The following is a 24663-nucleotide window of genomic DNA, read 5'->3' on the forward strand; positions in this document are numbered from 1 at the left end:
GGTTGTCAACCGGCGAGGAGCCCGCCGTCGAGGACAAGTTCGGTGCCGGTGACGAACGCGGCATCGTCGGAGGCGAGGTAGAGGGCGGCCGCCGCGACTTCTCCCGGCGTGCCGAGCCGGCCCATCGGCTGCCGGGCGACGAGCTGGTCGCGGGCGCGGGCCGGATCGCCGGCCGCCGCGAGCAGCCGCCCGACCCACGGTGAGTCGACCGTCCCGGGGCATATGCTGTTGCACCGGACTCCCGTCCCCGCGTATTGCACCGCGACCTGGCGGGTGAAGGCGATGACCGCGCCCTTGCTCGCGCAGTAGGCGGCGCGGTCGGGCAACCCGACGAGGCCGGCCACGGACGCGGTGTTGACGATGACACCGTACCGCTGGGCGAGCATGTGCGGCAGCGCGAACTTGGTGCCGAGGAACACGCCGCGGCAGTTGACCGCGAAGGTGCGATCCCAGTCCTCGACGGTGCACGACACCGGGTCCGTGGTCGAGGACGCCCCCGCGTTGTTGCACAGGACGTGCAACGCGCCGGTCTCGGCCACCGCCCGGGAGACCGCAGCCGCGACCGGGTCGGGATCGGTCACGTCGACCGCGAGCGGGACGGTGCCGTGCGGCACGCCCGCGGGGTCGAGGTCCGCCGCATACACCGTCGCCCCTTCCTCGAGGAAGCGGCGAGCCATCTCGTGGCCGATCCCGGAGCCCGCGCCGGTCACCAGGACGGTCTTTCCATCGAATCTCATCAAATGCCGGTTTTCCTTCCAAAGCCGCACGACAGCGCCGGGCCGTGGCGCGTCGGCCACGGCCCGGCGGCCGGCGTCGGGGTCAGTCGGTGAAGTAGTCCGGATACTTGTCGCGCAGCGACGGGGCAAGCTCCATGGCGCGCCTGGCGTGCCGGCTGATCAGCGCCCGACCGGCCGTAACGTCGGCCTTCTCCAGGACGTCCACAATGGAGCGGTGTTCATCGATCAGCACCCGCACGCCGGCCTTGTCCGGCAGGGTGAGCCGCCGGAGCCGGTCAAGCTGTAGCTTCGTGCGCTGCACGACCTGCCAGGCACCGGGATAGCCGCTGAGCGCGAAGATCCCGGCGTGCAGCGCCTCATCGGCGACGAAGAAGGCGTTGTAGTCCTCGGCACGGTAGCAGCGTTCCTGCCGCTCCAGCAGTTCGCGCAGCCCGCTGACGTCCGGCGCGAGACCCGTGCAGGCGGCCTCGAACGCCGAGACCTCCAGGCTCTCGCGGACGAATCGCGCCTCTTCCACCTCGCGCAGGCTGATCAGCCCGACCCGGGTGCCGACCTGCGGTACCACGCGCACGAGCCCCGCGTCGGCCAGCCGGGCGATCGCCTCGCGCACCGGCGTGCGACTGACGTGCAGCCGCTCGGCGAGCTCGGTCTCGGACAGCGACGCGCCCGGGGCGAGCCGGAGCTCACGGATCGCGGAAACCAACTCGTCGTAGACGCGATCGGAGGTCCGGGCCGACGCACGCTCACGGACTACCGGCGACAGCGCCGGGCCGGTCGGGGCGTGGGCGGGTGTCGGTTCGGGGACGAGCGCTGGTCGGGGACTCATGAAATTGATCGTTGCATGCCAGTGTACTTGTATGCAAGTATCCGGACGTTAACGTGATCGACGTAGATGGGAAACAACACGTGCCCGCCGGCCCGCACAACCGTTCGGCGCCGGCTCCGATCCTCGAAACCACCTGACACCCGGGGACGTTCACCGCAACGCCGCCCGGACCCTCAGCAGATCCCACGCCTCGCGGGAAGCCGTGCCTCAGGCAGCACGCGCATCCGGCGCGATCAGCCGTGCACGCGTGCGGGCCGTCCCATTCGGACACCCTGGACGGCCCGGCGTGACGGTCCGCACTGTCCACACAGGACCACATAGGAATCGAGAGACACATGGTGAAGCGAACGGCGAGACTCATCGCGGCCGCGGTCGCCGCCGCGGCCGGCATTGCCCTGGCTGGATGCGGCGGCGGCGGCGACGCCGGGACGCAGGCCGGCGGACCGGTGGACGTCACCTTCTGGGGCTGGGCCGCCGGCTACGACAAGTCCGTCGCGCTGTGGAACGAGTCCCACCCCGACATCCACGTGAAGTACGAGGCCCTGCCCAGCGGCGGGCAGACCGGCTACGACAAGATGCTCACGGCCGCGAAGGCGGGCACGGCCCCGTGCCTGGCCCAGGTCGGCTACGAGACGTTCTCGACCTTCCTCGCCGCCGGCGTACTACAGGATGTCAGCCAGTACGTCAAAGCGCAGCGGGCCGAGTTCCCCGACTGGGTGTGGAACAACGTCGGCGTCGGCGGCGCCGCGTACGGCGTGCCCGTCGACACCGCGCCGATGGCCATGTTCTACCGGGCCGACCTGTTCAAGAACGCGAACATCGCGATCCCGAAGACCTGGGCGGAGTTCGCCACCGCCGCCGCTGCGGTGAAGGCCGCCAACCCGCAGGCCCGCATCATGAACCTGCCCACCGACCCCTACCTGTACTCCGGTTTCGCCTGGCAGCACGGCGCCAGCTGGTTCGGGGTCAAGGGCGACTCGTGGACCGTCTCCATCGACAGCGCGGCCAACGCCGAGGTCGGCCAGTACTGGCAGGGGCTCTTCACCCAGGGTCTCGTCACCTCCTACCCGGCCTTCGACGCGGCGCTCTACTCCGCGTGGAACAAGGGCGAGGTCTGGTCCGAGGTCGGTCCGGTCTGGTCGGCCTCGCTCATCCGCGACAACGCCGGCGACTCGGCGGGCAAGTGGGCCGTCGCACCCATGCCCCGCTGGGGCACCACCGACGCCGTCGGCAACTCGGGCGGGTCGTCAACGGCCGTCATGAAGGGCTGCAAGTACCCGAAGCAGGCCACCGAGTTCGCCCTGTGGATGTCGACCAACGACCAGTCCGTGTCCAACCTGATCGCCTCCGCGGCCATCCTTCCGGCCTCGAAGTCCGGCCTTGCCAACGCGGCGCTCGACAAGCCGGAGAGCTACTACGGCGGCCAGCCCATCTACCAGCTGTTCCGGGACGAGTCCGCCAAGGTGAACGCCCACTGGCAGTGGGGCCCGGTCATGAGCGCCACGGCCGCATCGCTCGGCGACGGTCTCGGCAAGGTGCCCACCAAGGGCGGCACCTACCAGGACGCCCTGAGCGGGACGCAGAAGGCCACGCTCTCCGCGCTACAGGCGCAAGGGTTCTCCGTCAGTAAGTAGCGCCTCGCGGGGGGCGCCGCCCCGAGCGTCCCCCGCGACCCGCACCTCCGGTCCTTCACAGATAGGCTGACCGTGTCCCACGTGACGATTCGACGGCGCGGCCGCGCGCGCGAGCTGCGGCGAGCCGCGCCGTTCGTCCTGCCGTTCCTGGTCCTCTTCGTCGTGGTGTACCTGATTCCCGCCGGGTATTCCGTAGTGCAGAGCTTCTTCGCGGTGAAACGCTCGGGCCTCGGCCTGGGCGGCGCCGAGACCGTCTTCGCGGGCCTCGACAACTACACGCGGGTGTTCCACGACGGGGAGTTCCTCGGCTCCCTGGGCCGAGTGGCCTTCATCGGCCTCATCCAGGTGCCCGTGATGCTCGGCATCGCGCTCATCCTGGCCCTGCTCATCGACTCGTCGGTGTCCACAGGGCGCAAGTTCTTCCGGGTCGCCTACTTCCTGCCGTACGGGCTGCCCGGCGTGATCGCCGCCCTGGTGTGGTCGTTCCTGTACGCCCCCACGCTGAGCCCGGTCACCCGGCTGTTCGCCTCGATGGGAATCCACGTCAGCTTCGTCACCGACGGCGCCCTGCCGTTCTCGATCGCAAATATCCTGACCTGGGCCTGGACCGGATACAACACGATCCTGATCTTCTCCGCACTACAGGCCATCCCCGAGGAGACGATGGAGGCCGCCGCGCTCGACGGCTGCTCCGGCTGGAAGGCCGCGCTGCTGATCAAGGTCCCGCTGATCCGGCCGGCCCTGCTGCTGACGCTGGTCTTCTCCATCATCGGCACGGCCCAGCTCTACAACGAGCCGGTGACCATGAAGGCCGTGGCACCGAACCTGCCGTCCACCTACACCCCGATCATGGCCGCACTGCGGTCCTTGTCGTCCAACGACTTCAACTACGCGGCCGCGCAGTCCGTGGTGCTCGGCGCCGTGATCTGCGTGCTGTCCGTGCTCGTCTTCCGCGCATCGGCCCGGAGCGTCGAATCATGACCACCACCCTGCAGACCCCAGCACCCACCGAGCCCGTGGTCACCGCAACAAGGCGGCGACGGCCCCGGACGAGTCCGCTCACGACGGTCAACCCCGCCACGCGCCTGCTGGTGCTGCTGGTCATGTCCCTCTTCGCCGTCTACTTCCTGGTCCCCGTGTGGTGGCTGGTCGTCTCGGCCACCAAGGGCCAGGGCGAGCTCTTCTCCGGCAACGGCTTCTGGTTCGGCGACCACTTCGCGCTGGTGGACAACGTCCAGACGCTGTTTCGGGCCCAGGGCGGCATCTACTCGCGCTGGCTGCTCAACTCCTTGCTGTACGCCGTCGGTGGTGGCATCGTCTCCACGCTCCTGGCGTCCATGTGCGGGTACGCGCTGGCCAAGTTCTCGTTCCCGGGGCGCGAGGCGGTCTTCGGCACCGTGCTCGCCGCGGTGCTGCTGCCCGCGCCCGTCCTCGCCATCCCGCTCTATCTCGTATTCAGCTACACCGGAACCGTCAACACCTTCTGGGCCGTCTTCATCCCCAGCATCGTCAGTCCCTTCGGCGTGTACCTCAGCCGGATCTACGCCGCATCGTCGGTACCCGACCAGCTGATCGAGGCCGGCCGCCTCGACGGCGCCGGCGAGTTTCGCATCTTCACGATCGGCGTGCGGCTGATGGCACCGGCAATGGTCACCATCTTCCTGTTCCAGTTCGTCGCGATCTGGACCAACTTCCTGCTGCCCTCGCTCATGCTGGCCGACACCTCGCTCCAACCGGTGACGGTGGGGCTCGTCAGCTGGCGCGAACTGCAGGGCTATCCGATCAGCTACACCACCGTCGTCACCGGCGCGCTCGTCTCGGTGATTCCGGTTGTCGCCATGTTCCTGTCGCTGCAGTCGTTCTGGAGTAAGGGACTGGCAACGGGGGCGGTCAAGTAGCACACCCCCCGCACACGCGCACACCCCAAAGAGAAGGATGAACCATGAACATCCTGAGAGGGATGGTGTCGTCCCTGTGTGCCGCCGCGCTCGTACTCGCGGCACCGACCTGCGTCGCGTTCGCATCACCCGCAACAGACCCCCTGCCCGCCAACCTCCTCGCGGCCGACATGGACACCGAGTTCAACGGCCCGACCAGCCCGCTGTCGATCGCCAGCGCGACCAGCGGAGCCGCGCAGCAGATCGTCAGCGTCGCCGGCAACAGCGCCCTCGAGCTGCGGGACTCAGCCCTGGCGGCGGCGAACCCCAGCTACTTCTACCGCCGCTTCTCCACCGGCGCCCTCATCGAGGCCGTCAACGCCGTGTACAAGCAGCCCGTCGGCAGCCCCGCCAGGCAGTTCAGCCTGTCGTTCGACCTCAAGCGCAGTGCGGCAAGCGACCAGCCCGTCGCGAAGGACATCTTCGCGCAGATCGCGTTCGGCAACTACGACAACAAACTGGTGCCCCGGTTCCCGGTACCGCCGCAGCTGACCCTCACCACCACCGCGGCGTACAAGAACACCTCCGGTGCCCTGTCCCGGGTCAGCGACGCCGACATCCCGCAGTACAAGTTCACCGTCGTGCCCAACGGGGGGCAGCGTCTCGTCACCACGGTCGAGCTCGGCTGGCAGGTCCGGGTCAACACCACCGGCACCGACGAGGCGATCGTGGTGGACAACCCCTCGGTCGTCGAACTGCCCGATCCGGTCATCGACAATCAGCCGCCGACCGCACCGACCGGGTTGACCAAGGGGCAGGTGTCCGAGACCAGCGCCTCCTTGACGTGGACGCCATCCACCGACAACTTCGGCGTGACGGGATACGACGTCTACCGTGACGGCTATCTGGTCACGTCCACCACGGGAGGCACCACGCTGGCCGTCGCCGGCAACCTCGTGCCGTCCACGACCTATCAGTTCACGGTGCGGGCCAAGGACGCCAGCGGAAATGTCAGCGCGCCCAGCTCCCCGCTGGCCATGACCACCAGCCCGCACGTACCCACCGCACCAGCGCCGTTCCCCGGTGACGAGCAGAGCCGGTCGCAGTGGCTGTGGGACAAGACGAAGGCGATGCTGGAGGAGGAAGGAGCGATCAACACCGCGTCGTATGTGGCGCAGCTCGGGGACCACGAGAACGTGGCCACGAACCTCGGCAAGCTTGACAGGCTGTACCAGCTCTACGACGCCGAGCAGTACAAGACCCTGTCGAAGATGTACGGGTATCTCATGGTCGGCGACCAGTACAGCCCGGCCATGCTCACCCACGTACGGAGCTACTTCGCCCAGTACGCCTACGGGCCGCTCGCGCAGACCGAGAACCTGCGGATGAGCAACTACGTCACCGGGTACCTCGTCGGCCAGTACCTCCCCGACGTGTCCGACCTCAAGGGCAACTCCGGCAACCAGCTGAGGTCCATCAACAAGGCCGCCATCCTCGCGATGATCGACGCCGGGGTGCACCGTGGCTGGGCGGAGTACGAGAGCAGCGAGTACACCTTCATGACGTACTTCGGGCTCAATGCCATCTACCAGTGGGCCGACGACCCCGAGCTGGTGCAGAAGGCCAAGATGGCCATGGACGTCATGTGGTTCGAGTGGGCCAACGACTGGATCGACGGCTACCGGGTCTCCACGGAGAGCCGGGCCAAGGGAGACTCAACCCTCGCCGACGATCCGACCTGGCGCGGCGCCAACCATGCGATCCTCGCCTGGACGTACTTCGGTGCCGACCGGGCGCAGCAGGGCGTCGGTGAGTCGGACAACCTGGCGCCGTCGGCCTACCGCCCGGACCTGGAGTACACCGGCCTGGTGGCCTGGTCGGGGACGAAGTACACGCCGCCGCCGCTCGCCGTGCAGCTCGGCCAGAAGACCGACAAGTCCTACACCTCGTACAAGGCGAACCTGCAGAACTCGAGCGGTCGCGCCATGGACATCTACCGGACGACCTACGTCCGCCCCACCTGGGGGCTGGGCACCGAGGTCCAGTACCGCAGGGTCGACAACTGGCTCGAAGACATGCCGATGGTGCTGCGCTGGCAGTCCGGCGCCCCGCAATCGGTGTTCCGCGTGTCGGTCGACGTGGGCAACGCCCCGATCGGGACCTACGACGATCCGGCCCAGCACCGGGTGATGCAGGACGGTCCCGCGGCCGTGGGCGTCTTCAAGTCGGCGGGGGACCCGACCGAGAACTACCTCAACGCGATGTTCCCCGACACCGGCTCGATCGTCGAGCGTCGGGACGTCGACGGATGGTCGATCGTCAACACCGGAACGTCCTACTTCGCCTTCAGGATGGCGCAGCCCGGGACGTGGTACCACCAGACGCCGAGCGACCCGTCGAACAAGGTGAAGACGACGGCGCAGAACCACCCGACCGCGAGCCTCACCTACAGCTACAACATCCTGCGCAGCCAGGCCGACCGCAACGGCTGGGTGCTGGACACCGCGGACAAGTCCGAGTACGCCGACCTCGACGCGTTCGCGACCGCCGTCACCACCAGGACGAGCCTGGACACCAGCCACGTCGGCGACGAAAATCCGCGCCTGGTGTACCACAGCATCCACGGCGACACGCTCGACATCACCTACGACAGCCCGGCCCAGGCCCCGGGCGCCACGCACCTGGTCAACGGCACCCCGATCAACTACGACTCGTTCAAGCTGTTCGACACCCCGTGGCTGCAGCAGGACAAGCTGGGCGCCAACTTCACCGCGTCGGTAGGCGGCGAAGGAGTCGTCTACGACTTCGACCGGTGGACGGTGACCCCGGTCGTGAAGGACGAGGTGCCCCCGACGACCACCCTGACCTGGTCGCCAGAGCAGCCGAACGGCAAGGACGGCTGGTACACGACGGCCCCGTCCTTCACGCTCGACGCCAGGGACGACTTCGCCGTGGCCGGCACGCAGTACCGGATCGACGGCGGCGACTGGACGCCCTACCCGGGCTCTCCGGTCACGGTCGACCTCCAGGGGACCCATCGGGTCGAGTTCAGCTCGACCGACAGGGCCGGCAACGTCGAGGCGACGACGTCGGCCACGGTCAAGGTCGACATGGTCGCGCCGGCGGTGACGTTCTCCGCCACCATCGGCGAGGTGTACTTCGGCTCGGTCCCGCCCGCCCCGGCGTGCACCGCGACCGACCTCACCTCCGGCCCGGCGGGCTGCGCCGTGTCCGGCTACGGCACCGCCGTCGGCCCGCACACGCTGTCCGCAACGGCGACCGACGCCGCGGGCAACGTGGCCACCGCCCAGCAGACGTACACGGTTCTGCCGTGGAAGGTGAAGGGCTTCTACCGCCCGGTCGACATGGGCGGCGTGGTCAACACGGTCAAGGGCGGCAGCACGGTACCGATGAAGTTCCAGGTGTACTCCGGCACCACCGAGCTGACCGACCCGGCCGTGGTCACGATGAGCGCCCAGCAGGTCACCTGCGACGACGGCGCGCCGACGGCCGAGATCGAGACGCTCGCCACCGGTGACACGACGCTGAAGTACGCCGACGGCCAGTTCCAGTACAACTGGAAGACCCCGGCCACCCCCGGCGTCTGCTACACGGTGACCGCCAGATCTCAGGACGGGTCGAGCACCACCGCCCTGTTCAAGCTCCGGTGACACCGCACTGATACACGGCGAGGGGCTGCTTCCCGCAGCCCCTCCCTTCACGGTAGTCGTCGCCTCAGCCGGATCTCCGGGAGCCGGTACGCCGCCTCGGTGCGGGTGGCACCGTCCGGCTGCCAGCCCAGCCGCGCGTAGAACGCCATGGCGGCTGTGTTGTCGGCGAACACCCACAGGGTCGCCTGCGCATACCCGCGCGCGACCAGGGCCTCGCCTGCCGCGGTCAGCAATGTCCGGCCCAGACCGAGGCCCTGGCTGTCCGGGTCGACGTAGAGGCTGTACACATGCCCGCATCCCGGGTCGTCCGGGTCGGTGCCGAACCGGACCATGCCCAGCACACCGCGCCCGGCCGCCTCGGCCACGAGCAGGTGATCGAGCGCCACCCGGCGCCACAGCTCCCGTGCGGTGTCCAGCGTGTACAGGTCGCGAACGTCGGGCGGCAGCAGCCCCGCGTACGAGTTGTGCCAGCACGCGAGGAAGACGCGCGTCACCGCGTCGAGGTCACCCGTGCCGGCCGGGCGCAGGCTCGCGGCCGTCACTGCGACACCGCGGTGCGAGCGGCCACGTGGCACGCGACCGCGTGCCTCGGGCGCAGCTCGAGCAGGGGCGGATCGGTCTGCCGGCAGACGTCCTCGGCGCGCGGGCAACGCGGATGGAACGGGCACCCCGCGGGCGGGTTGGCCGGGTCGGGCACCTCGCCGATCACGGTGGCCTGGATCGGCTGGGCCAGCTCCGGGTTGGGTACCGGCACGGCGGCGCACAACGCCGATGTATACGGGTGCTCCGGCGAGTCGAGCACCGGCTTCCAGTCGCCGAGTTCCACGACCCGCCCCAGGTACATCACCGCGACCCGGTCGCTGATGTGGCGCACCATCGCCACGTCGTGGCTGATGAACACGTAGCTGAGCCCCAGCTCGTCGCGCAGGTTGACGAGCAGGTTCATGATCTCGGCGCGGACCGACACGTCCAGCGCGGAGACCGGCTCGTCCAGCAGGAGTACCGACGGTTCCACGGCAAGCGCTCGGGCGATGCCGACGCGCTGGCGCTGACCGCCGGACAACTCGTGCGGGTACCGGTCGGCGAGCTGCGCGCCCAACCCGACCAGCTCCAGCAGCTCGGCGACCCGGCGCTCGCGGCCGCGCGCGTCGCCGCCCAGCCGGTGTACGGCGAGCACCTCGCGGAGGGTACTGCCGACTCGCTGGCGAGGGTTGAGCGACGAGTACGGGTCCTGGAACAGCATCTGGATGCGCCGCCGCTGCGCGCGCAGTGCCCGGCCGCGCAGCCCGGTGAGGTCGACGCCGTCGAGCTCCACGCGGCCCGAGGTGGGATCCTCCAGCCGGACCAGCAGCTTTGCCAGGGTGGACTTGCCGCAGCCGGACTCGCCGACGATGCCGAGCGTCTCCCCGTCACCCAGCTCCAACGAGACGTCGTTGAGAGCGTGGACCACGCCGTCCCCGCCGCGTACCGGGTACTGCTTGGTCAGGTTGGTCGCGCGCAGCATCATGACCTCCACTCGGCCGGCGGCACCCAGCATGCGACCCGGCTCGCAGTGTCCGCACCGGAGACGGTTCGCGGCTCGAGCGGTGGGCGGGTGGCGCAGATGTCGCGGGCCTGCGCGCACCGTGGCCGGAACGGGCAGCCGGCGATCTCGCCCGGGGCGGGCGGCCGTCGCGGGATCTGGGCCAGCGGTGGCCTGGTGTCGTCGGTCGGGTCCGGCAGCGCCGCGAGCAGGCGCGCCGTGTACGGATGTTGCGGCGCGGCGAACACCTGCCGTACCGGCGCGTCTTCGACCACGTGCCCGGCGTACATGACCGCCACCCGGTCCACCAGCCGGGCCACCACACCCAGGTCGTGGGTCACCCAGATGGTCGTCATCCCCAGCTCGCGGCGCAACTCGTCGACCAGCGCGAGAATCTGCTGCTGGATGGTCACGTCGAGCGCGGTCGTCGGCTCGTCCGCGATGAGCAGCCGGGGGCGCATGGCGAGGGCGCAGGCGATCATCACGCGCTGGCGCATGCCGCCGGAGAACTCGTGCGGGTAGGCCCGGGCGGTGCGCTTCGGGTCGGGAATCCCGACCCGGGCGAGCAGTTCCAGCATCCGCCGGGTAGCCTCCGCCTTGGCTACCCCGTGCGCGGTCATCGCCTCGACCACCTGGTCGCCGACGCGCATCAGTGGGTTGAGCGACGTCATCGGATCCTGGTAGACCATCGCGACCTCGCTGCCCCGGATGGCACGCATGCCCCGTTCGGGCAGCCCGGTCAGTTCGCGTCCGGCCAGCCGGACCGTGCCGCCCGTGACCCGCAGCGGCGGGGACAGCAGACCCATCACCGCCAACATGCTCAGCGACTTGCCCGAGCCGCTCTCCCCCACGACAGCTATCGTCTGGCCGGCAGGTATGGAGAGGTCGACGCCGTGCACGATCTCGCGCGAGCCGGCTGATACCCGCAGGCCGTCCAGCTCGAGCAGGTCGGTCATTGCCGGGCTCCGGACAGGCGCAGCGCGGCCGGTGGCGCGGCCAGCGGTTGCGGCAGGCGCAGCGGGCCGGCGCCGGGCACGATCGCACCGAGGATGCGCCCGCCCTCCGCGCCGGTGCAGGAGGGGGCGTTGCCGGGCAGGCCGTGTGCGGTCTGCCAGCCGATCAGGGCGAACGCGATCGCCTCCTTGGTCTCGGTCGGCGCACCGAACTCGGCGCTCGTGGTCAGCCGCACACCGACAAGCCGCTCGGCCAGCATCGCCATGAGCGTCGGGTTGGCGCAGCCTCCGCCGGATGCCACCAGCGTGTCGACACCGTACCGGCGTACCTCGGCGGCCACCGTCTCCGCGGTCAGTGCGGTCACCGTCGCAGCGACGTCCACATCGGATATTCCCGGGTGGTCGCCGAGCATCTTGTCCAGGTACTCGGCGTGGAACAGTTCCTTGCCGGTGGTCTTCGGGGCGGCCAGCGCGTAGTACGGCTCGGCGAGCAGGCGGCCCAGCAGCGCGGGGTGCACGGTGCCGGCGGCGGCCAGGGCGCCGTCCATGTCGAAGCGCAGCCGGCCGCCGGTCGCCCGGATCGCGGCCGCGTCGATCAGCGCGTTCGCGGGGCCGGTGTCGTAGGCGATCGGGGCACCCGCGGCCGGCCGCAGCACGGTCATGTTCGCGATACCACCCAGGTTCAGCGCCGCCGGCCGGCCGGGCAGGTCCGCCAGGAGCATGGTGTCCATCAGCGCCACGAGCGGCGCTCCCTGCCCGCCCGCGGCGATGTCGCGGATGCGCACGTCGGCGACGACCGGCACGCCGGTGCGCTCGGCGATCCACGCCGGCTGACCGAACTGCAGCGTGCCCAGTACCCGGCGGCCCTCGGTCCAGTGGTACACAGTCTGCCCGTGCGAGCAGATCAGGTCCGCTCCGCCGGCCCTGTCGATCGCGTCGGCCGCGGCGCGTGCGAACGCCTCGCCGATCAGCGTGTCCAGCGCGCACGCCTCGGCGAGCGTGAGGGACTCCGGCGGCAGCGCGCTCATGAGCCGGTCCCGCAGCTCATCGGGGTACGGGGTGCTCGCGGCATGCAGGACTGTCCCGTGCAGCACGCCGTCGTGAGCGGCGAAGTCGACCACGGCGACGTCGATGCCGTCGTGCGAGGTTCCGGAGATCATGCCCAACACCTTCATGCCGACGCCTCCAGAACCTCGCGCAGCCGGCCGTCGTGCGCGGCCAGCCTCCGGACGGCATCATCCACTGTGGACTGCCGATCGATTATCACAATGGCGGTCTTCACGTCGAGGTCGGCCGCGTCCAGCGCCGCTTCGGCGGCGGCCCGGGAAGCGCCGGTGATCCGCTCGATCATGCCTACCGCCCGGTCACGCAGCTTCGCGTTCGTCACCCGCAGGTCGACCATCAGGTTGCCGTAGGTCTTGCCCAGCCGGACCATGGCAATGGTGCTGATCATGTTGAGCACCAGCTTCTGCGCGGTGCCGGCCTTCAAACGGGTGGAGCCCGCCACCAGCTCGGGCCCGACGAGTACCTCGATCGGAAACTCCGACTCGGCCGACAACGCGGCGTCCTGGTTGCAGGACAGGCCCACCGTCAACGCGCCCCGCTGCCGGGCCGCGCGCACCGCCGCGAGCACAAAAGGCGTGCGCCCGCTCGCCGCGATGCCGATCACCGCGTCGACCCCCGTGACGCCATGCTCGACGACGAAGGCCGCACCCGCTTCGGTGTCGTCCTCGGCGCCCTCGACGGCCGAGTGCAGCGCCCCGTCGCCGCCGGCGAGCACCGCCTGCACGAGCCCGGGTGGGGTGTTGAAGGTCGGCGGGCACTCGGCGGCGTCGAGCACCCCGATTCGGCCGGCGCTGCCCGCGCCCACGTAGAGCAGCCGGCCGCCGCCGGCCAGCCGGGCGATCACGCCCTCGATGGCCGGCACGATCTGCGGCAGCGCCGCGCGTACCGCACCGGGCACGGTGTCGTCCGCGTTGTTCATCAGTCCGGCCAGCTCGGCCACCGAGGCGGTGTCGATGGCGGCGTACCTGTTGTCGACCTGTTCGGTGAGCAACTGGTCGAAAGCCTCGGTCATCTAACGGTTTCCGTTTCTCGGGTCGAACGCGTCGCGCAGGCCGTCGCCGAGCAGGTTGAGCCCGACCACGAAGATGACGATCACCGCGCCGGGCGCGGCGAGCGTCCACCACGCGGTGCCGGCGAGCACCTTGGCGTCGAAGACCATCGAGCCCAGCGACGGGGTGGGTGGTGGACTGCCCAGACCGAGGAAGCTCAGTGACGCCTCGGTCAGCACCGCCCACGACAGCGACAGTGTGACCTGCACGGTGACGATGGCGGAGATGTTGGGCAACAGGTGCCGCAGCAGGATGCGACCGGTGGGCATGCCCAGCACCCGGGCGGCCTTGATGAAGTCGGTCTCCCGCAGCGACAGCACCGGTCCGCGCGTCACCCGGACGAAGATCGGCACATACACGATCGCGATGGCAACGGCGATGGTGAACCAGTTGCGGGTGAAGGTGGTGGCCAGGGTCAGGGCGAGCAGCAGCGGCGGGAAGGCGAACAGCACGTTGGTGACGGCGAGCACCGGTCCGCGCACCCGCTCGCCGAAGAAACCGGCGCAGACGCCCGCGGCGGTGCCGACGAGCGCGGAGAGGGCGACCGCGACGAGCGCCACGCGAAGCGAGTTGCCCACCCCGGCCAGGCAGCGGGAGAAGATGTCCCGGCCGAACTGGTCGGTGCCGAACCAGTAACCGCTCGAGGGCCCCTGGAGCCGGTCCAACGGATGCTGGGCGATCGGATCGTACGGCGTGAGGCCGAGCAGTCCGCAGGCGGCGGCGATCAGGATGAGCACGACGAGGACGGTCCCGATCACGCCGGTCGGGCTGTGCAGCAACCGGCGCCAGGCTGCGGTGCGTCCCTCGGCCGGCGGTGCGACGACGGCGGCGACGGTGGCGGTCACGACGCACGCACCCTCGGGTCGAGGACCCGGTACAGCAGGTCGGTGAGCAGGTTGACCAGCACGAACGTGGCGGCGATGACGAGCACGGTGCTCTGCACCACGGCGTACTCCTTCTGCTGCATGCCTACCAGCACCTGGCGGCCGATGCCGGGTACCGAGAAGATCTGCTCGACCACGACCGCGCCTCCGAGCAGGTATCCGAACTGGATACCGGTCATGGTCACGATCGGGTTCAACGCGTTGTGCAGCACGTGCCGTACCCGCAGCCGCAATGGTGCGACGCCCTTGCCGCGGGCGGTGCGCACGAAGTCCTGGGTCTGCACCTCCAGCAGGGCCGACCGGGCCGTGCGCATGATCGGTGCGGCCAGCCCGAAACCGAGCACCAGCGCGGGGAACAGCATCTGCTGCAGGTTGAGGCCGGGATCCTCGAAGAGGTGCGCGAAGCCTTGGGCGTTCGGGTTGTAGTGCGCGTACTTGGAGACCAGGGTCAGCAGGGTCGCGCCGATGAGGAAGTTGGGTACCGACAGCGCCAACAGGCCGACGAGCTGGCCGAATCCGTCGCGTACCGCGTTGGGGCGGGACGCGGACAGCAGCGCCAGCGGCACGCCGATCACGAGTCCGATGATCGTGGCGAGGACCGCGAGCTCGATCGTCACCGGCAACGCGCTGCCGGTCATCGCCAGCACCGAGTCACCGGCCCGCCGCGAGTACCCGAGGTTGCCGGTGAACAGGTTGCCCAGCCAGCTGAAGAACTGCACCACCAACGGCTTGTCCAGCCCGTAGTAGGCGCGCAGCGAGGCCTGCTGCTCGGGGGTCAGCGCCGCCGCCTCGGTACCGAGGGTCGCTGTGATCTGGTCGCCCGGTATGGCCCGCAGCGTGACGAAGACGAGTACCGCCACCCCGAAGAGGGTGAGTACCGTCTCCACCAGGCGGCGCGCCAGCGGGTGGCGTGCGATGGTCCGCACCACGCTTCTCCTTCGTCTCCCGCGTGGTCTCCTGATCGGCGATCCGGCCGGGCGGTCACCGCCCGGCCGGTCCGGATGTCAGTTGACCGAGGTCTGGCGCAGGAACTGCAGGGAGCCGTTCGCCATCGGCTTGAAGCCCTGCACGCCCTGGGTCGTGGCCGTGAAGATGTAGCTGGAGAACAGCCACACCCACACCGCGTTGTCCTCCAGCTGGTTGGAGACCTGGGCGTAGATCGCCTTGCGCTGGGCGGGGTCGGTCGTCGCCTTGCCCTGCGCGAAGAGCTCGTCGAGCTTCGGCGAGGAGTACCCGGCCACCTTGTTGAGGTTCCCGGTGCTGGTGAAGTAGCGCCCGTACATGCCGTCGGGGTCCGGGCGGCCGCCGTTGAGGGCGACCGCGGCGTCGAACGTGCCGGCGACCCAGCGGTCGACGTAGGCACCCGACTCCAGCGTCTCGAGCTGGAGGGTGATGCCGGCCTCCTTGAGCTGCGCCTGCAAGTTCTGCGCCTCGTTGACCGACGTCGCGTACTCGCCCGTGGACACGATCGTCTTGATCGTCACGCCGTTCGACAGACCGGCGTCAGAGAGCAGCGACTTCGCCTTTGCCACGTCCCGCTTCGGGCACGGCCGCGCGTCCGGGTCGGACTTGTACGCCGGAGAGGTGATCGGGCCGACGACGGCACCGGCGCCGAGGGCGGCGGTGTCGAGCACCTGCTGGCGGTCGATCGCGCACTGGATGGCCAGCCGGACGTTGAGGTTGTCCAGCGGCTTGTTGCGGGCGTTGAGCTGAAGCACGTGGTAGGACAGGTCCGGCGTCTTGGTGACGGTGATGCCGCCGCCCTCCGCCGACTTGGCGACCAGCGGGTCGTTGAGGACCGCGAACTGCACGTTGCCCGACTGCAGTGCGGACACCATCGAGGTCTCGTCCGGAATGATGCGGAACTCCAGCCCGGCCAGCTTCGGCTTGCCGCCCCAGTAGTCGGCGTTGGACTTCAGCGTGATCGACTGGTTGGCGGTGCGGCTGGCGAACGTGAAGGCGCCGGTGCCGTTCGGCTTCTGCGCCACGGTCTGCGAGGTGTCGTCCTTGGACAGCATCGCCAGGTTGACCGTGGCGAGGCCGGCGAGCAGGCCGGCATCGGGGCCGGACAGATGCAGCACGACGGTGTTCGGGTCCGGCGCGTCGACCGACTGGACGGTCGCCAGGGTCGACGCGGCGACCGCGGCCGTGGCCTTGTCACGCAGCCGGTCCAGCGAGGACTTCACGTCCGCCGAACTGAACGGCTTGCCGTCCTGGAACTTCACACCTTGGCGGAGGGTGAAGGTGAGCGTCTTGTTGTCGTCGGCGTACTGCCACTTCTCGGCGAGCCCGGGCACGACGCCGAGGTCGGCGTCGAGCTGGGTCAGCGTGCCGTAGATCTGCTCGAGCAGGCGCACCGCCTGGAACTGCGTCGCCTTCCAGGGGTCGAGCGTGTTCGGGTCGGCGGTATAGCCGACGACCAGCGTGCCGCCGTCCTTGCCGGACGTGGAACTGTCCTTGGAACCGCTCGAGCACGCCGTAACGAGCAGGCTGGCGGCCAGTACGACCGCCAGGCACCTGCTCGCCGGTGAGCCCAGCGTGGTGCGGAGCCTCACGATCCCCTACCTCCGGTTCTGCGCGGCGTAGCCACGACTGCGACCCTGCGCCGTCGGTCCACTCCGCCGACATGACGGTGCGGTGGCGCTCTGGCGACGAGTATCAGAACGGTGAGCAGGACATGTCAACAGTTGACATGAAATCGAAGCCGAGTGACAGTAATTTACGTGCCTGCTACGGTGCGTTCGTGATCGAGCTGGAGGACCTTCTCGCCAACGGCGTGACGGCGACACCACGCCCTTGGTTCAGCGGTGCCGTCGGGCTGGTCCGGTGGCGCGGTGAGACCCGAGCACTGGCCGCAGTCGGGCAGACCGCTCGCTACGCCGACCTGGACGGCACGCCGGCCCCGGAGCACCTGTGCCGGCCGGTCACCGAGTCCACCCTGTTCGATCTGGCGTCCATCACCAAGCTCTTCGTGACCACCACGCTGCTGACCCTCGTCGAGGAGGGGCGGCTCGACCTCGACGAGCCGATCGCCACCTGGCTGCCGAGCTTCCGCGGCTCCGATCGCACGGGCGTCACCTTGCGCAGACTGCTCACCCACACCTCGGGCCTGCCCGCCCTGCTGTCGCTGTGGACCGACTGGCCCGACCGCGAGGCGCGCGCCGCCGCGGTGTTGAACGCGCCGCTGGTCAACCCGCCGGGCACGACCTTCGAGTACTCCTGTGTCGGGTACCTCGTCGCGGGCCTGCTCGCCACCCAGGTGACCGGGCGCCCCCTGCCGGAACTGGTACGCGACCGCGTCTGCGGACCGCTGGGCCTCGTCGACACCGGATACCTGCCGAGCCCGTCCCAGGTCGAACGCACTGCCGCCACCGAGTACCAGCCGTACGTCGGACGCGGCATGGTGCGCGGCAGCGTGCACGACGAGAACTCCTGGTCGCTCGGGGGCACCGGCGGCAACGCCGGCATCTTCGGTACCGCGGCCGAACTGGCCCGCTTCGGCGAGATGCTGCGCGGACACGGTGCGGTCGACGGGGTACGCGTGCTGTCCGAGGACACGGTCGCCGAAATGACGCGCGACCAGTTGCCGGCGTCGATCGAGCCCGGCTTCCGGCACGGCCTCGGCGTGCGCATCGCCGACCCGCAGTCCATGGGCGTGCTGGCCGGCTCCGGCGACGCCGGCGGCTCGGCCGCGTTCGGGCACACCGGCTTCACCGGCACGTCGCTGGTCGTCGACAGCAGGCGTGAGCTCGTGGTCGTCGTTCTCACGAATCGCGTGCACCCGAGCCGCGATTGGTCGGACGTCAGGGGTGTACGGTGCGGTGTCGCGGCGCTCGCCGCGTCGATCGCCGAGGACCCGAACCAGTCGAAGGTGAACCTCCCATGACCCCCGACGCGGACATCCTGGTGCGCATCCGCGGCGCGCTGCCGTCACTGCGCCCCGCCGAGCGGCGGGTGGCTGATGTCATCCTGGTCGATCCGGCGGCCGCGACGGAGCTGTCCATCAGCGCATTGGCCCGCCAGGGCACCACTTCGGAGAGCACGGTCATGCGCCTGTGCCGGGCACTGGGGCTGGAGCGCTTCCCGGAACTGCGGCTCGCGCTCGCCCGGGCGGCGATCCGCGAGGAGGCGCGGTACGGGCCGGAAAGCCAGCTCAGCAGCGACATAGGCCGCAGCGACAGCATCGAGGACATCGTCCGCAAGATCGGCTTCAGCGACGCCCGGGCCATCGAGGAAACCACATCCACGCTGGACATCGATGCGCTGAGCCGGGCGGTCGACGCCGTGGCCCGCGCGCGCCGGGTCGACCTCTACGGCATCGGGGCAAGCGGCTTCGTATGCCAGGACCTGCACCAGAAGCTGCACCGCATCGGCCTGTTCGCGTCCGCATGGCCCGACCCGCACGCCGCACTCACCTCGGCCGCGCTGCTGACCTCCGACGACGTGGCCGTGGGCATCTCGCACACCGGCACCACCATAGACACCGTCGAACCGCTGCGGGTGGCCGCCGAACGTGGCGCCACCACCATCGCCATCACCAACTTCGGCTCGTCCACCATTGCCGAGCACGCCGACCTGGTGCTGACCACCGCGGCGCGCGAGACCACGTTCCGGTCCGGCGCGACGGCCAGCCGGATCGCTCAGCTCGCCGTCGTCGACTGCCTGTTCGTCGCGGTCGCGCAACGCTCGTACGACAAGACCATGCAGGCCCTGGGGAACACATACGCGGCCGTACGCGACCGCCGGTATCCGTCCCGGTAACCCTGTTTGCGTGAGCGGCCATCGACCTGGGCCGCTCTGAGCAGTCGCCGGCCGGTCAGCCGGCGACTCCTCGGGCGTAGCTCACCAGGCGGGGCGCCCGCGGCCCGTCACGCGCTCGGCGGCCGTCACGCCGCGGCGCAGCACCCGGCTGGCGCGGGTGGAGCCGTGGCGGGCCTCGATCCGGTCGCTGATCTTCCTCGCCCCGGCGACGGCCAGCGGCACGGCGATCGCGGCGACCGCCAATCGGACAATCCTCTTCAGGAGCATGGTCGCTCTCCCGTCCACGTCCGTAGTTGCTGTCACCCTTCCTGTACCCGCTTGGCCGCCGAGCCAAGCCGCGCGATCAGCAGCCACGGCTCGTCACTCGAGGTGATGCCGCGGTACTTCGTCATCTGCCGCATGCCCATCCGACTCGGGCGAACCTTCACCAGTGCGCTATGGGGCGTCGCACTCTTCCACACGGCCGCTAAGCGATCGAAAAGAGACGATCAACGGGGTCCACGACGGTGTGCAACGCCCAACGTCATCAGGGTGCATGCCGACGCTGCGGCGACGGCTAACCGCACTGTGAGCGGATCGACGGGTGGGTCAGCACGGGTGATGCGGGAGGGGTGGGAAGGTGTTCGAATGAGTTGAGGTCGTCGCGCGAGGGGAACGGCCGCTCATGCAGACACGTCTGCTTGCCCTGCTGGCGCGCCCGGCGCCGCCGCTGGCGATCGGGGTCGTGGTGGCTGCCGCAATCGTCGCGCTGGAGACGCTGGTGCTCTTCCCGCTCGACAGCGTCACCTACGAGTGGACGAGCGGCATGGTGTACCTCATCGGCGTCCTGGCCGTGTCCACCATATGGGGCGCCTGGCTCGGCGTCGCCATGGCGTTGGCGAGCGTCGCCGCGTTCAGCTACTTCCACAGCCTGCGGTTCAGTGCCCGGACGCTGTCCGGTGCCGATCTGCGGCAGGTCGCGATCTTCCTCACCGCAGCGGTGGTCGTCAGCGGGCTGGCCAACGTCGCCCGCGTTCACGCCCTCGAGGGAACGCGGCGCCGCGAGGAGGCCGACCTCGCCGCCGATCTCGCCCGCCTGGTGCTACGCGCCAGCGACCTGCACTCGGTGCTCCGACCGGCCGCCCAGCAGGTCGCCGCGGCGCTCGACCTGCCGGCCGCCAGGATCGTCCTCGGCGATGCCGAGCCGGACGAGCGCTGGACTCGGTTCCCGCTGCAGGGCGGCATGCTGCTGGTCCCCGCCGGACTGCCCGGGCCTGTACTGCAGCGCATCCGGCAGCGGATCGTGCCCGCCCTCGACTCGGTGCTGCTCGCCGCCCTGGACCGCGAGGCGATCAGCAACTCGCTGCGCGCCAGCCGTGAGGAGGCCACCTCGCTCGCCGCCGTGCAGGCCGGGTTGCGGCGGGTGGCGACGCTCGTCGCGCGGGGCGCCGAGCCGACCGACGTGTTCGACGCGGTCACCGAGGAACTCAGCCAGATCCTCGGCCGGGGCTTCCCCGTGATACTCCTCCGTTACGACCCGGGCGGCACGGCCGCCCGGGTCACCGGACGTAGCGCACCCACCGACATCGACCGCGTGCCGGTCGAAGACGAGAGCCTCGTGGCCACGGTGCTTCGCACCGGCCGGGCCGCGCGGATGAGCAGCTACGTGCACGCGACCGGGGCCAACGCGGCGATCGCTCGCAGCGTCGGCGCCCGCTCCGGGGTCGGCGTGCCGGTCCTGGTCGAGGACCGCATCTGGGGCGTGGCCATCGTCGTGTCCACCGGACCGGACGAGCCGCCGCCCGACGCGGAGCGCCGCATGGCCGACTTCACCGAGCTCGTCGCCACAGCGATCGCCAACGCGGAGAGCCGCGCACAGCTCATCGCCTCTCGCGCCCGGATCGTCGCCGCCATGGACGATGCCCGCAGGCGCCTGGAGCGCGACCTGCACGACGGCGCCCAGCAGCGGCTCGTGTCGCTCGGCCTGGAGCTGCGGGTCGCGCAGGCCGAGTTGCCACCGGGGACCGACGACGTCCGGCAGCAGCTCGGGCACGCGGTCGACGGGCTGACCGCGGTCTCGCACGACCTGCAGGAGATCTCCCGGGGCATCCACCCGGCGATCGTGTCGCAGGGCGGGCTCGGCCCGGCAGTACGCGCCCTGGCCCGGCGCAGCGGCCTGCCCGTCGACCTGCGCCTCGACGTCGACCAGCGGCTGCCGGAGCGGATCGAAGTCGCCGCGTACTACATCATCTCCGAAGCGCTGACCAACGCCGCCAAACACGCACACGCGAACTCGGTGCGCGTACACGTCGAGGCCGACAAGGCCGGCCTGAGGCTCACGGTGCACGACAACGGCGTCGGCGGGGCCTACCGCGAGGGCGGCTCCGGCCTGCTCGGCCTGCAGGACCGGGTCGAGGCCCTCGATGGCACCTTCAGAGTGCTGAGCCCGCTGGGCCGGGGCACCACCCTGAACGCCGAAATCCCGTACGACACCGACCCGCCCGCGAACGTCGCTACATGAAGTTCCGGGTGTGCAGGGCCGACAGCTCGGCGGCCTCGTCGGCCGGGAAGCCGAGCCGCTCCAGCCGCCGCCGGCGCCCGTCGTCCATCGCCTGTCGCAGCGCCTGAACCCGGCGGTGGCCGGACGCGATCGAGGCCGGGTCCCAGCCGCCGGCGGCGAGCACGAGCAGCGCGTCGGAGACGTCATCGTTGAGGCCGGCGGTGTCCAGCAGCGCGTCATGGCGGCGCTCCACCGCCGCGCGCAGCCGGTCGCGCAGCCGGTCGCGCAGCCGGTCGCGCAGCCCCGGGTCGACGCGGGACTGCTCGGCCAGGTGGGCCACGCCGAAGAGCACGTGCCGGCGCTCGTCCTGCATCGCCAGCCAGGCGACCCGGCGGGTCACCGGGTCCGGGGCGTGCGCGACGAGGAAGGCCAGCAGGTCCACGAAGGTGCCCTCGCCCAGCACCGAGAGCAGGAACGAGGTGAGCGAGAAGTCGGACTCCTGCACCAGCGTCCACAGCGACGCGCGGCCGCCGGCGGAGGAGCTGCCCAGGGTCGGCGAGCGCAGCAGCGCCCGGCGGGTGAAGACCTCCATGTGCCGCGCCTCGTCGGCCACCTGTACCGCCAGCAGCTGGACGACCTCGCGGAAGTGCGGGTGGATCCGGCCCAGGAAGCGCGCCGGGACGAGCAGGGCCGCCTGCTCGTTCTCGACCAGGTACGTCATGACCTGCACCACGGCGGCCTCGATGTCGTCGGGCAGGTCCACGGGGGCGTGCCAGTCGACCGCGGTGTCCGGGCTCCACTGCCGGTTCGCCGCGTGGGCGTAGAGCCGGGGGGCCACCGCCGCCCAGACCAGGTCCCGCTCCTCCAGGTCGAAGTGGACCTCGGGCCCGCCCTCCTCGACGAGCGAGCCGCGCGCGGCCAGCCCCCAGCCGGACGCCGGCCGGGGGTCGACCGACCCGGGGCCGGGGCTTCCGGCCCGGACCGCGCCGAGCCACCGCTGGTCGTCGCGGTCGCCGCGGACGATCACCGGCGTCGGGCCGGACCACTCGACCCGGTGGCCGTTCGCCCGGCACCAGGCCGGCAGGTGCACGCGCAGCTGCGGGTGACGGCCGTCGACGGCGAGCCGGGCGCCCGGCCGCAGCGGCACCAGCGCGCGGCGCAGCAGGACGTGGGCGCCCTCGTCGAAGCCGAGCCCGGCCAGGTCGACGCTGGCGGCCGGGGTCAAGGCCGGTAGTCCTCGGCGATGATCCGGCCGCCCGCGTCGTAGAGGGCGTCGGCCGCCCCGGTCAGCGCCGCGAAGCCGTCGGTGCGGCCCGGCAGCCAGGCGGTCAGGCCCTCCAGGTCCAGCAAGGGGCGGGCCTGCGGGTCCCCGTACGACATGCTGCACAGCAGCTCGCCGAGGTCGGTGACGAGGCCCGGGTCGGCGCCGCCGCCCGCCGCCATCACGCAGTGGTCGAAGGGCGCGGTCTGGGCCAGCACCCGAGTCGCTCCCGCCGGGATCGTGCCCTCCTTGGCGAAGGCCAGGTGACTGGCGTCGAGCAGGCACGCGGCGTCCACCTCCCCGCCGAGCAGGGCCCGCACCGCGTCGCGTTCGCCGCCCACGTGGTCGCCGTGCAGGCCAACGCCCACGTCGAAGCGGCGCGCCCGGACCGCCACCCCCAGGTCCCGCAGGTGGGCCAGCGGGATGAGGGTGGCCTGCGGCGAGTCCACCGCCCCGGTGCCCACCACGCGCCCGGCCAGCTGCTCGACGGTGGCGACGTCGGAGTCGGCGCGGACCACCACCACCGAGGTCAGGTCGCGGTCGGTGTCCCGCATGACCAGCGGCCGCACCGACCGCCCGGCGGCGCGGGCCAGCCGCTCGGCCCGGACCCAGGCCAGCGGCGAGTTCCACGCCACGTCGATCCGGCCGGCGACGAGGTCCTCGACCTGGCGCTCGTAGTGCGCGTAGAGGACAAAGTCGAACGGCAGGGCGCGCTCGGTCAGCCACCGGCGGAAGCCGGTCCAGATGGTGACGACCTTCGGGTCGTAGGCGACCGCTGCGAGCAGCAGCGGCGCGCTCACGCCGGCGCTCCGTCGAACAACGGCAGGCCGCAGGCGAGCCGGGCGACGAAGTCGGCGAGCGCGTCGCTCGTCGGAGCCATCACCCGAGCGGCGCGCGAGTCGCGGAACCGGCGCTCCAGCGTCAGCTCGCGGCGGAAGGCGGCACCACCGCAGATCCGCAGGGCGGCGTCGGACACCGAGGCGGCCGCCTCGCCGCAGATCGCCTTGACCCCGAGCACCTGTGCGGTCGCGTCGGGCGCGTCGGTCTCCACCGCGGTCAGCGTCTGGGCGAGCGTGGCGCGGGCGGCCTCGAACTGCAGGCGCATCCGGCCCAGCTCCAGCCGGCTCACCGGCTGGTCGGCCAGGGACTGGCCCAGGTGCGCGAGCCGGGTGGCGACCAGGTGCCCGGCGGCCTCGTCCACGGCGGACCCCATGAGCCCGACGCTGAACGCGGCGCTCAGCACCAGGAACCAGGGCAGCGCCACGCCGAGCGCCGCGTCCAAGCCGGTGCCGTCGGCGCCGAGCATCGCGTCGGCCGTGACCGGCACGCCGTCCGCGACGACCGGGCGGGAGTCGTTGCCGCGCAGGCCCAGCCCGTCGAAGCCGGCCGCCGAGACCGTCAGGCCCTCGGCGTCGGACGGCACCAGCCAGAGGGTCATCGGACCGTCGGCAGCCATCGCCCGGCTGGACCACACGTAGCTGCGGGCGTGGCCGGCCGAGGTGACCCAGCTCTTGCGGGCCGAGAGCCGCACGCGCGAGCCGTCCGCGGTCGCGGTGCCGAGCGGGGCCCAGAAGTGGCTGCGGGAGCCGGCCTCGGAGAAGGCGAGCGTGCTCAGGTGGCGGCCGTCGGCGATCTCGCGGCGGACCTGCTTCGGGCCGTACGCCTCGATCAGGGTGACCGCGGCATAGTGCATCAGCACCACCATGGCCGTCGATCCGCAGCTCGACGACAGGCGCTGCACCACGTCTGCGGCGTCGCGCAGGCCGCCGCCGGCGCCGCCCACCTCAGTCGCGCTGGCCAGCCCCAGCACCCCGGCCTCGCCGAGGGCCTGCACGGCCTCGGCCGGAAACCGCCCGGCGCGGTCCACCTCCGCCGCGGCGGGCGCCACGACGCCGTCGATCACCCGGTCCAGGGCGGCCGAAATCTGCTTGTCCACTGTGCTCC

Annotated in this window: 21 protein-coding genes; 7 read left to right on the forward strand and 14 right to left on the reverse strand. The window is 70.8% G+C overall.

Translation table 11 applies throughout. From position 1 onward, the window contains the following. Positions 1–5 precede the first annotated feature (5 nt). Both ABD901_RS29835 and ABD901_RS29840 read right to left on the reverse strand, forming a co-directional pair. On the reverse strand, positions 6–737 hold the full coding sequence (locus ABD901_RS29835; protein ID WP_345131544.1) for an SDR family NAD(P)-dependent oxidoreductase: 732 nt from the start codon (positions 735–737) through the stop codon (positions 6–8). Between the two features lie 82 nt (positions 738–819). Next, positions 820–1563, reverse strand: a complete 744-nt coding sequence (locus ABD901_RS29840; RefSeq protein WP_345131546.1) for a GntR family transcriptional regulator — start codon at positions 1561–1563, stop codon at positions 820–822. Between the two features lie 335 nt (positions 1564–1898). Here ABD901_RS29840 and ABD901_RS29845 point away from each other — a divergent pair, with 335 nt between their 5' ends. The 4 genes from ABD901_RS29845 to ABD901_RS29860 all read left to right on the forward strand — a co-directional run bounded on the left by ABD901_RS29845 (position 1899) and on the right by ABD901_RS29860 (position 8745). Continuing rightward, complete coding sequence (locus tag ABD901_RS29845) at positions 1899–3197, forward strand: extracellular solute-binding protein (protein WP_345131548.1); 1299 nt, start codon at positions 1899–1901, stop codon at positions 3195–3197. Between the two features lie 81 nt (positions 3198–3278). After that, entirely contained in the window at positions 3279–4178 is a 900-nt protein-coding gene (locus ABD901_RS29850) for a carbohydrate ABC transporter permease (RefSeq protein WP_345131552.1), read from the forward strand. Next, on the forward strand, positions 4175–5095 hold the full coding sequence (locus ABD901_RS29855; RefSeq protein WP_345131554.1) for a carbohydrate ABC transporter permease: 921 nt from the start codon (positions 4175–4177) through the stop codon (positions 5093–5095). Before ABD901_RS29850 ends, ABD901_RS29855 begins: the two co-directional genes overlap by 4 nt. A 44-nt stretch (positions 5096–5139) precedes the next feature. Further along, positions 5140–8745 carry a PxKF domain-containing protein gene (locus ABD901_RS29860; protein WP_345131556.1) on the forward strand — a complete coding sequence of 1202 codons (3606 nt, stop codon included), beginning with the start codon at positions 5140–5142 and terminating at the stop codon, positions 8743–8745. A gap of 47 nt (positions 8746–8792) precedes the next feature. On the opposite strand, the gene ABD901_RS29865 is transcribed toward ABD901_RS29860, so the two are convergent. The 8 genes from ABD901_RS29865 to ABD901_RS29900 all read right to left on the reverse strand — a co-directional run bounded on the left by ABD901_RS29865 (position 8793) and on the right by ABD901_RS29900 (position 16773). Continuing rightward, positions 8793–9287 (reverse strand): GNAT family N-acetyltransferase, encoded by a 495-nt coding sequence (locus ABD901_RS29865; protein ID WP_345131558.1) that lies wholly within the window; start codon positions 9285–9287, stop codon positions 8793–8795. Continuing rightward, positions 9284–10252 (reverse strand): ABC transporter ATP-binding protein, encoded by a 969-nt coding sequence (locus ABD901_RS29870; RefSeq protein WP_345131560.1) that lies wholly within the window; start codon positions 10250–10252, stop codon positions 9284–9286. Before ABD901_RS29870 ends, ABD901_RS29865 begins: the two co-directional genes overlap by 4 nt. Further along, entirely contained in the window at positions 10249–11223 is a 975-nt protein-coding gene (locus ABD901_RS29875) for an ABC transporter ATP-binding protein (RefSeq protein WP_345131562.1), read from the reverse strand. The genes ABD901_RS29870 and ABD901_RS29875 overlap by 4 nt, the downstream gene beginning before the upstream one ends. Next, the gene (locus ABD901_RS29880) at positions 11220–12380 is read right to left on the reverse strand and encodes an anhydro-N-acetylmuramic acid kinase (RefSeq protein WP_345131567.1); all 1161 of its coding nucleotides are present in this window, start codon (positions 12378–12380) and stop codon (positions 11220–11222) included. Before ABD901_RS29880 ends, ABD901_RS29875 begins: the two co-directional genes overlap by 4 nt. Before the next feature lie 11 nt (positions 12381–12391). After that, positions 12392–13297: an N-acetylmuramic acid 6-phosphate etherase gene (gene murQ / locus ABD901_RS29885; protein WP_345131569.1), complete on the reverse strand. Its 906-nt coding sequence runs from the start codon at positions 13295–13297 to the stop codon at positions 12392–12394. Beyond that, positions 13298–14179 (reverse strand): ABC transporter permease, encoded by an 882-nt coding sequence (locus ABD901_RS29890; protein WP_345131571.1) that lies wholly within the window; start codon positions 14177–14179, stop codon positions 13298–13300. Continuing rightward, positions 14176–15144 (reverse strand): ABC transporter permease, encoded by a 969-nt coding sequence (locus tag ABD901_RS29895; protein ID WP_345131573.1) that lies wholly within the window; start codon positions 15142–15144, stop codon positions 14176–14178. Before ABD901_RS29895 ends, ABD901_RS29890 begins: the two co-directional genes overlap by 4 nt. Positions 15145–15222: 78 nt before the next feature. Then, entirely contained in the window at positions 15223–16773 is a 1551-nt protein-coding gene (locus ABD901_RS29900) for an ABC transporter substrate-binding protein (protein ID WP_345131575.1), read from the reverse strand. 188 nt (positions 16774–16961) lie between these two features. Here ABD901_RS29900 and ABD901_RS29905 point away from each other — a divergent pair, with 188 nt between their 5' ends. Both ABD901_RS29905 and ABD901_RS29910 read left to right on the forward strand, forming a co-directional pair. Beyond that, on the forward strand, positions 16962–18104 hold the full coding sequence (locus ABD901_RS29905) for a serine hydrolase domain-containing protein (protein WP_345131577.1): 1143 nt from the start codon (positions 16962–16964) through the stop codon (positions 18102–18104). Further along, complete coding sequence (locus ABD901_RS29910) at positions 18101–18979, forward strand: MurR/RpiR family transcriptional regulator (RefSeq protein WP_345131578.1); 879 nt, start codon at positions 18101–18103, stop codon at positions 18977–18979. Before ABD901_RS29905 ends, ABD901_RS29910 begins: the two co-directional genes overlap by 4 nt. An 81-nt stretch (positions 18980–19060) precedes the next feature. Here ABD901_RS29910 and ABD901_RS29915 read toward each other — a convergent pair whose 3' ends face one another. After that, positions 19061–19246: a hypothetical protein gene (locus ABD901_RS29915; protein ID WP_345131580.1), complete on the reverse strand. Its 186-nt coding sequence runs from the start codon at positions 19244–19246 to the stop codon at positions 19061–19063. Between the two features lie 397 nt (positions 19247–19643). Between ABD901_RS29915 and ABD901_RS29920 the strand changes: the two genes are divergently transcribed. Continuing rightward, on the forward strand, positions 19644–21479 hold the full coding sequence (locus ABD901_RS29920; protein WP_345131582.1) for a sensor histidine kinase: 1836 nt from the start codon (positions 19644–19646) through the stop codon (positions 21477–21479). On the opposite strand, the gene ABD901_RS29925 is transcribed toward ABD901_RS29920, so the two are convergent. Genes ABD901_RS29925 through ABD901_RS29935 form a run of 3 tightly spaced genes read right to left on the reverse strand, consistent with a single transcriptional unit; the run spans position 21472 to position 24655 of the window. Next, a complete protein-coding gene (locus ABD901_RS29925; RefSeq protein WP_345131584.1) occupies positions 21472–22683 on the reverse strand; it encodes a ferritin-like domain-containing protein in 1212 nt (403 codons plus the stop codon). The genes ABD901_RS29920 and ABD901_RS29925 overlap by 8 nt on opposite strands. Continuing rightward, complete coding sequence (locus ABD901_RS29930; protein ID WP_345131586.1) at positions 22680–23519, reverse strand: phosphate/phosphite/phosphonate ABC transporter substrate-binding protein; 840 nt, start codon at positions 23517–23519, stop codon at positions 22680–22682. The genes ABD901_RS29925 and ABD901_RS29930 overlap by 4 nt, the downstream gene beginning before the upstream one ends. After that, positions 23516–24655, reverse strand: a complete 1140-nt coding sequence (locus tag ABD901_RS29935) for an acyl-CoA dehydrogenase family protein (protein WP_345131587.1) — start codon at positions 24653–24655, stop codon at positions 23516–23518. The genes ABD901_RS29930 and ABD901_RS29935 overlap by 4 nt, the downstream gene beginning before the upstream one ends. Positions 24656–24663 lie beyond the last annotated feature (8 nt).

Source organism: Dactylosporangium darangshiense (genome assembly GCF_039537565.1).
GTDB lineage: Bacteria > Actinomycetota > Actinomycetes > Mycobacteriales > Micromonosporaceae > Dactylosporangium > Dactylosporangium darangshiense.

Coding starts and splice junctions, on each gene's coding strand:
- ABD901_RS29835 (WP_345131544.1), bottom strand. CDS start 737: ATGAGATTCGATGGAAAGACCGTCCTGGTGACCGGCGCGGGCTCCGGG.
- ABD901_RS29840 (WP_345131546.1), bottom strand. CDS start 1,563: ATGAGTCCCCGACCAGCGCTCGTCCCCGAACCGACACCCGCCCACGCC.
- ABD901_RS29845 (WP_345131548.1), top strand. CDS start 1,899: ATGGTGAAGCGAACGGCGAGACTCATCGCGGCCGCGGTCGCCGCCGCG.
- ABD901_RS29855 (WP_345131554.1), top strand. CDS start 4,175: ATGACCACCACCCTGCAGACCCCAGCACCCACCGAGCCCGTGGTCACC.
- ABD901_RS29860 (WP_345131556.1), top strand. CDS start 5,140: ATGAACATCCTGAGAGGGATGGTGTCGTCCCTGTGTGCCGCCGCGCTC.
- ABD901_RS29870 (WP_345131560.1), bottom strand. CDS start 10,252: ATGATGCTGCGCGCGACCAACCTGACCAAGCAGTACCCGGTACGCGGC.
- ABD901_RS29875 (WP_345131562.1), bottom strand. CDS start 11,223: ATGACCGACCTGCTCGAGCTGGACGGCCTGCGGGTATCAGCCGGCTCG.
- ABD901_RS29880 (WP_345131567.1), bottom strand. CDS start 12,380: ATGATCTCCGGAACCTCGCACGACGGCATCGACGTCGCCGTGGTCGAC.
- murQ (WP_345131569.1), bottom strand. CDS start 13,297: ATGACCGAGGCTTTCGACCAGTTGCTCACCGAACAGGTCGACAACAGG.
- ABD901_RS29910 (WP_345131578.1), top strand. CDS start 18,101: ATGACCCCCGACGCGGACATCCTGGTGCGCATCCGCGGCGCGCTGCCG.
- ABD901_RS29915 (WP_345131580.1), bottom strand. CDS start 19,246: ATGCTCCTGAAGAGGATTGTCCGATTGGCGGTCGCCGCGATCGCCGTG.
- ABD901_RS29920 (WP_345131582.1), top strand. CDS start 19,644: ATGCAGACACGTCTGCTTGCCCTGCTGGCGCGCCCGGCGCCGCCGCTG.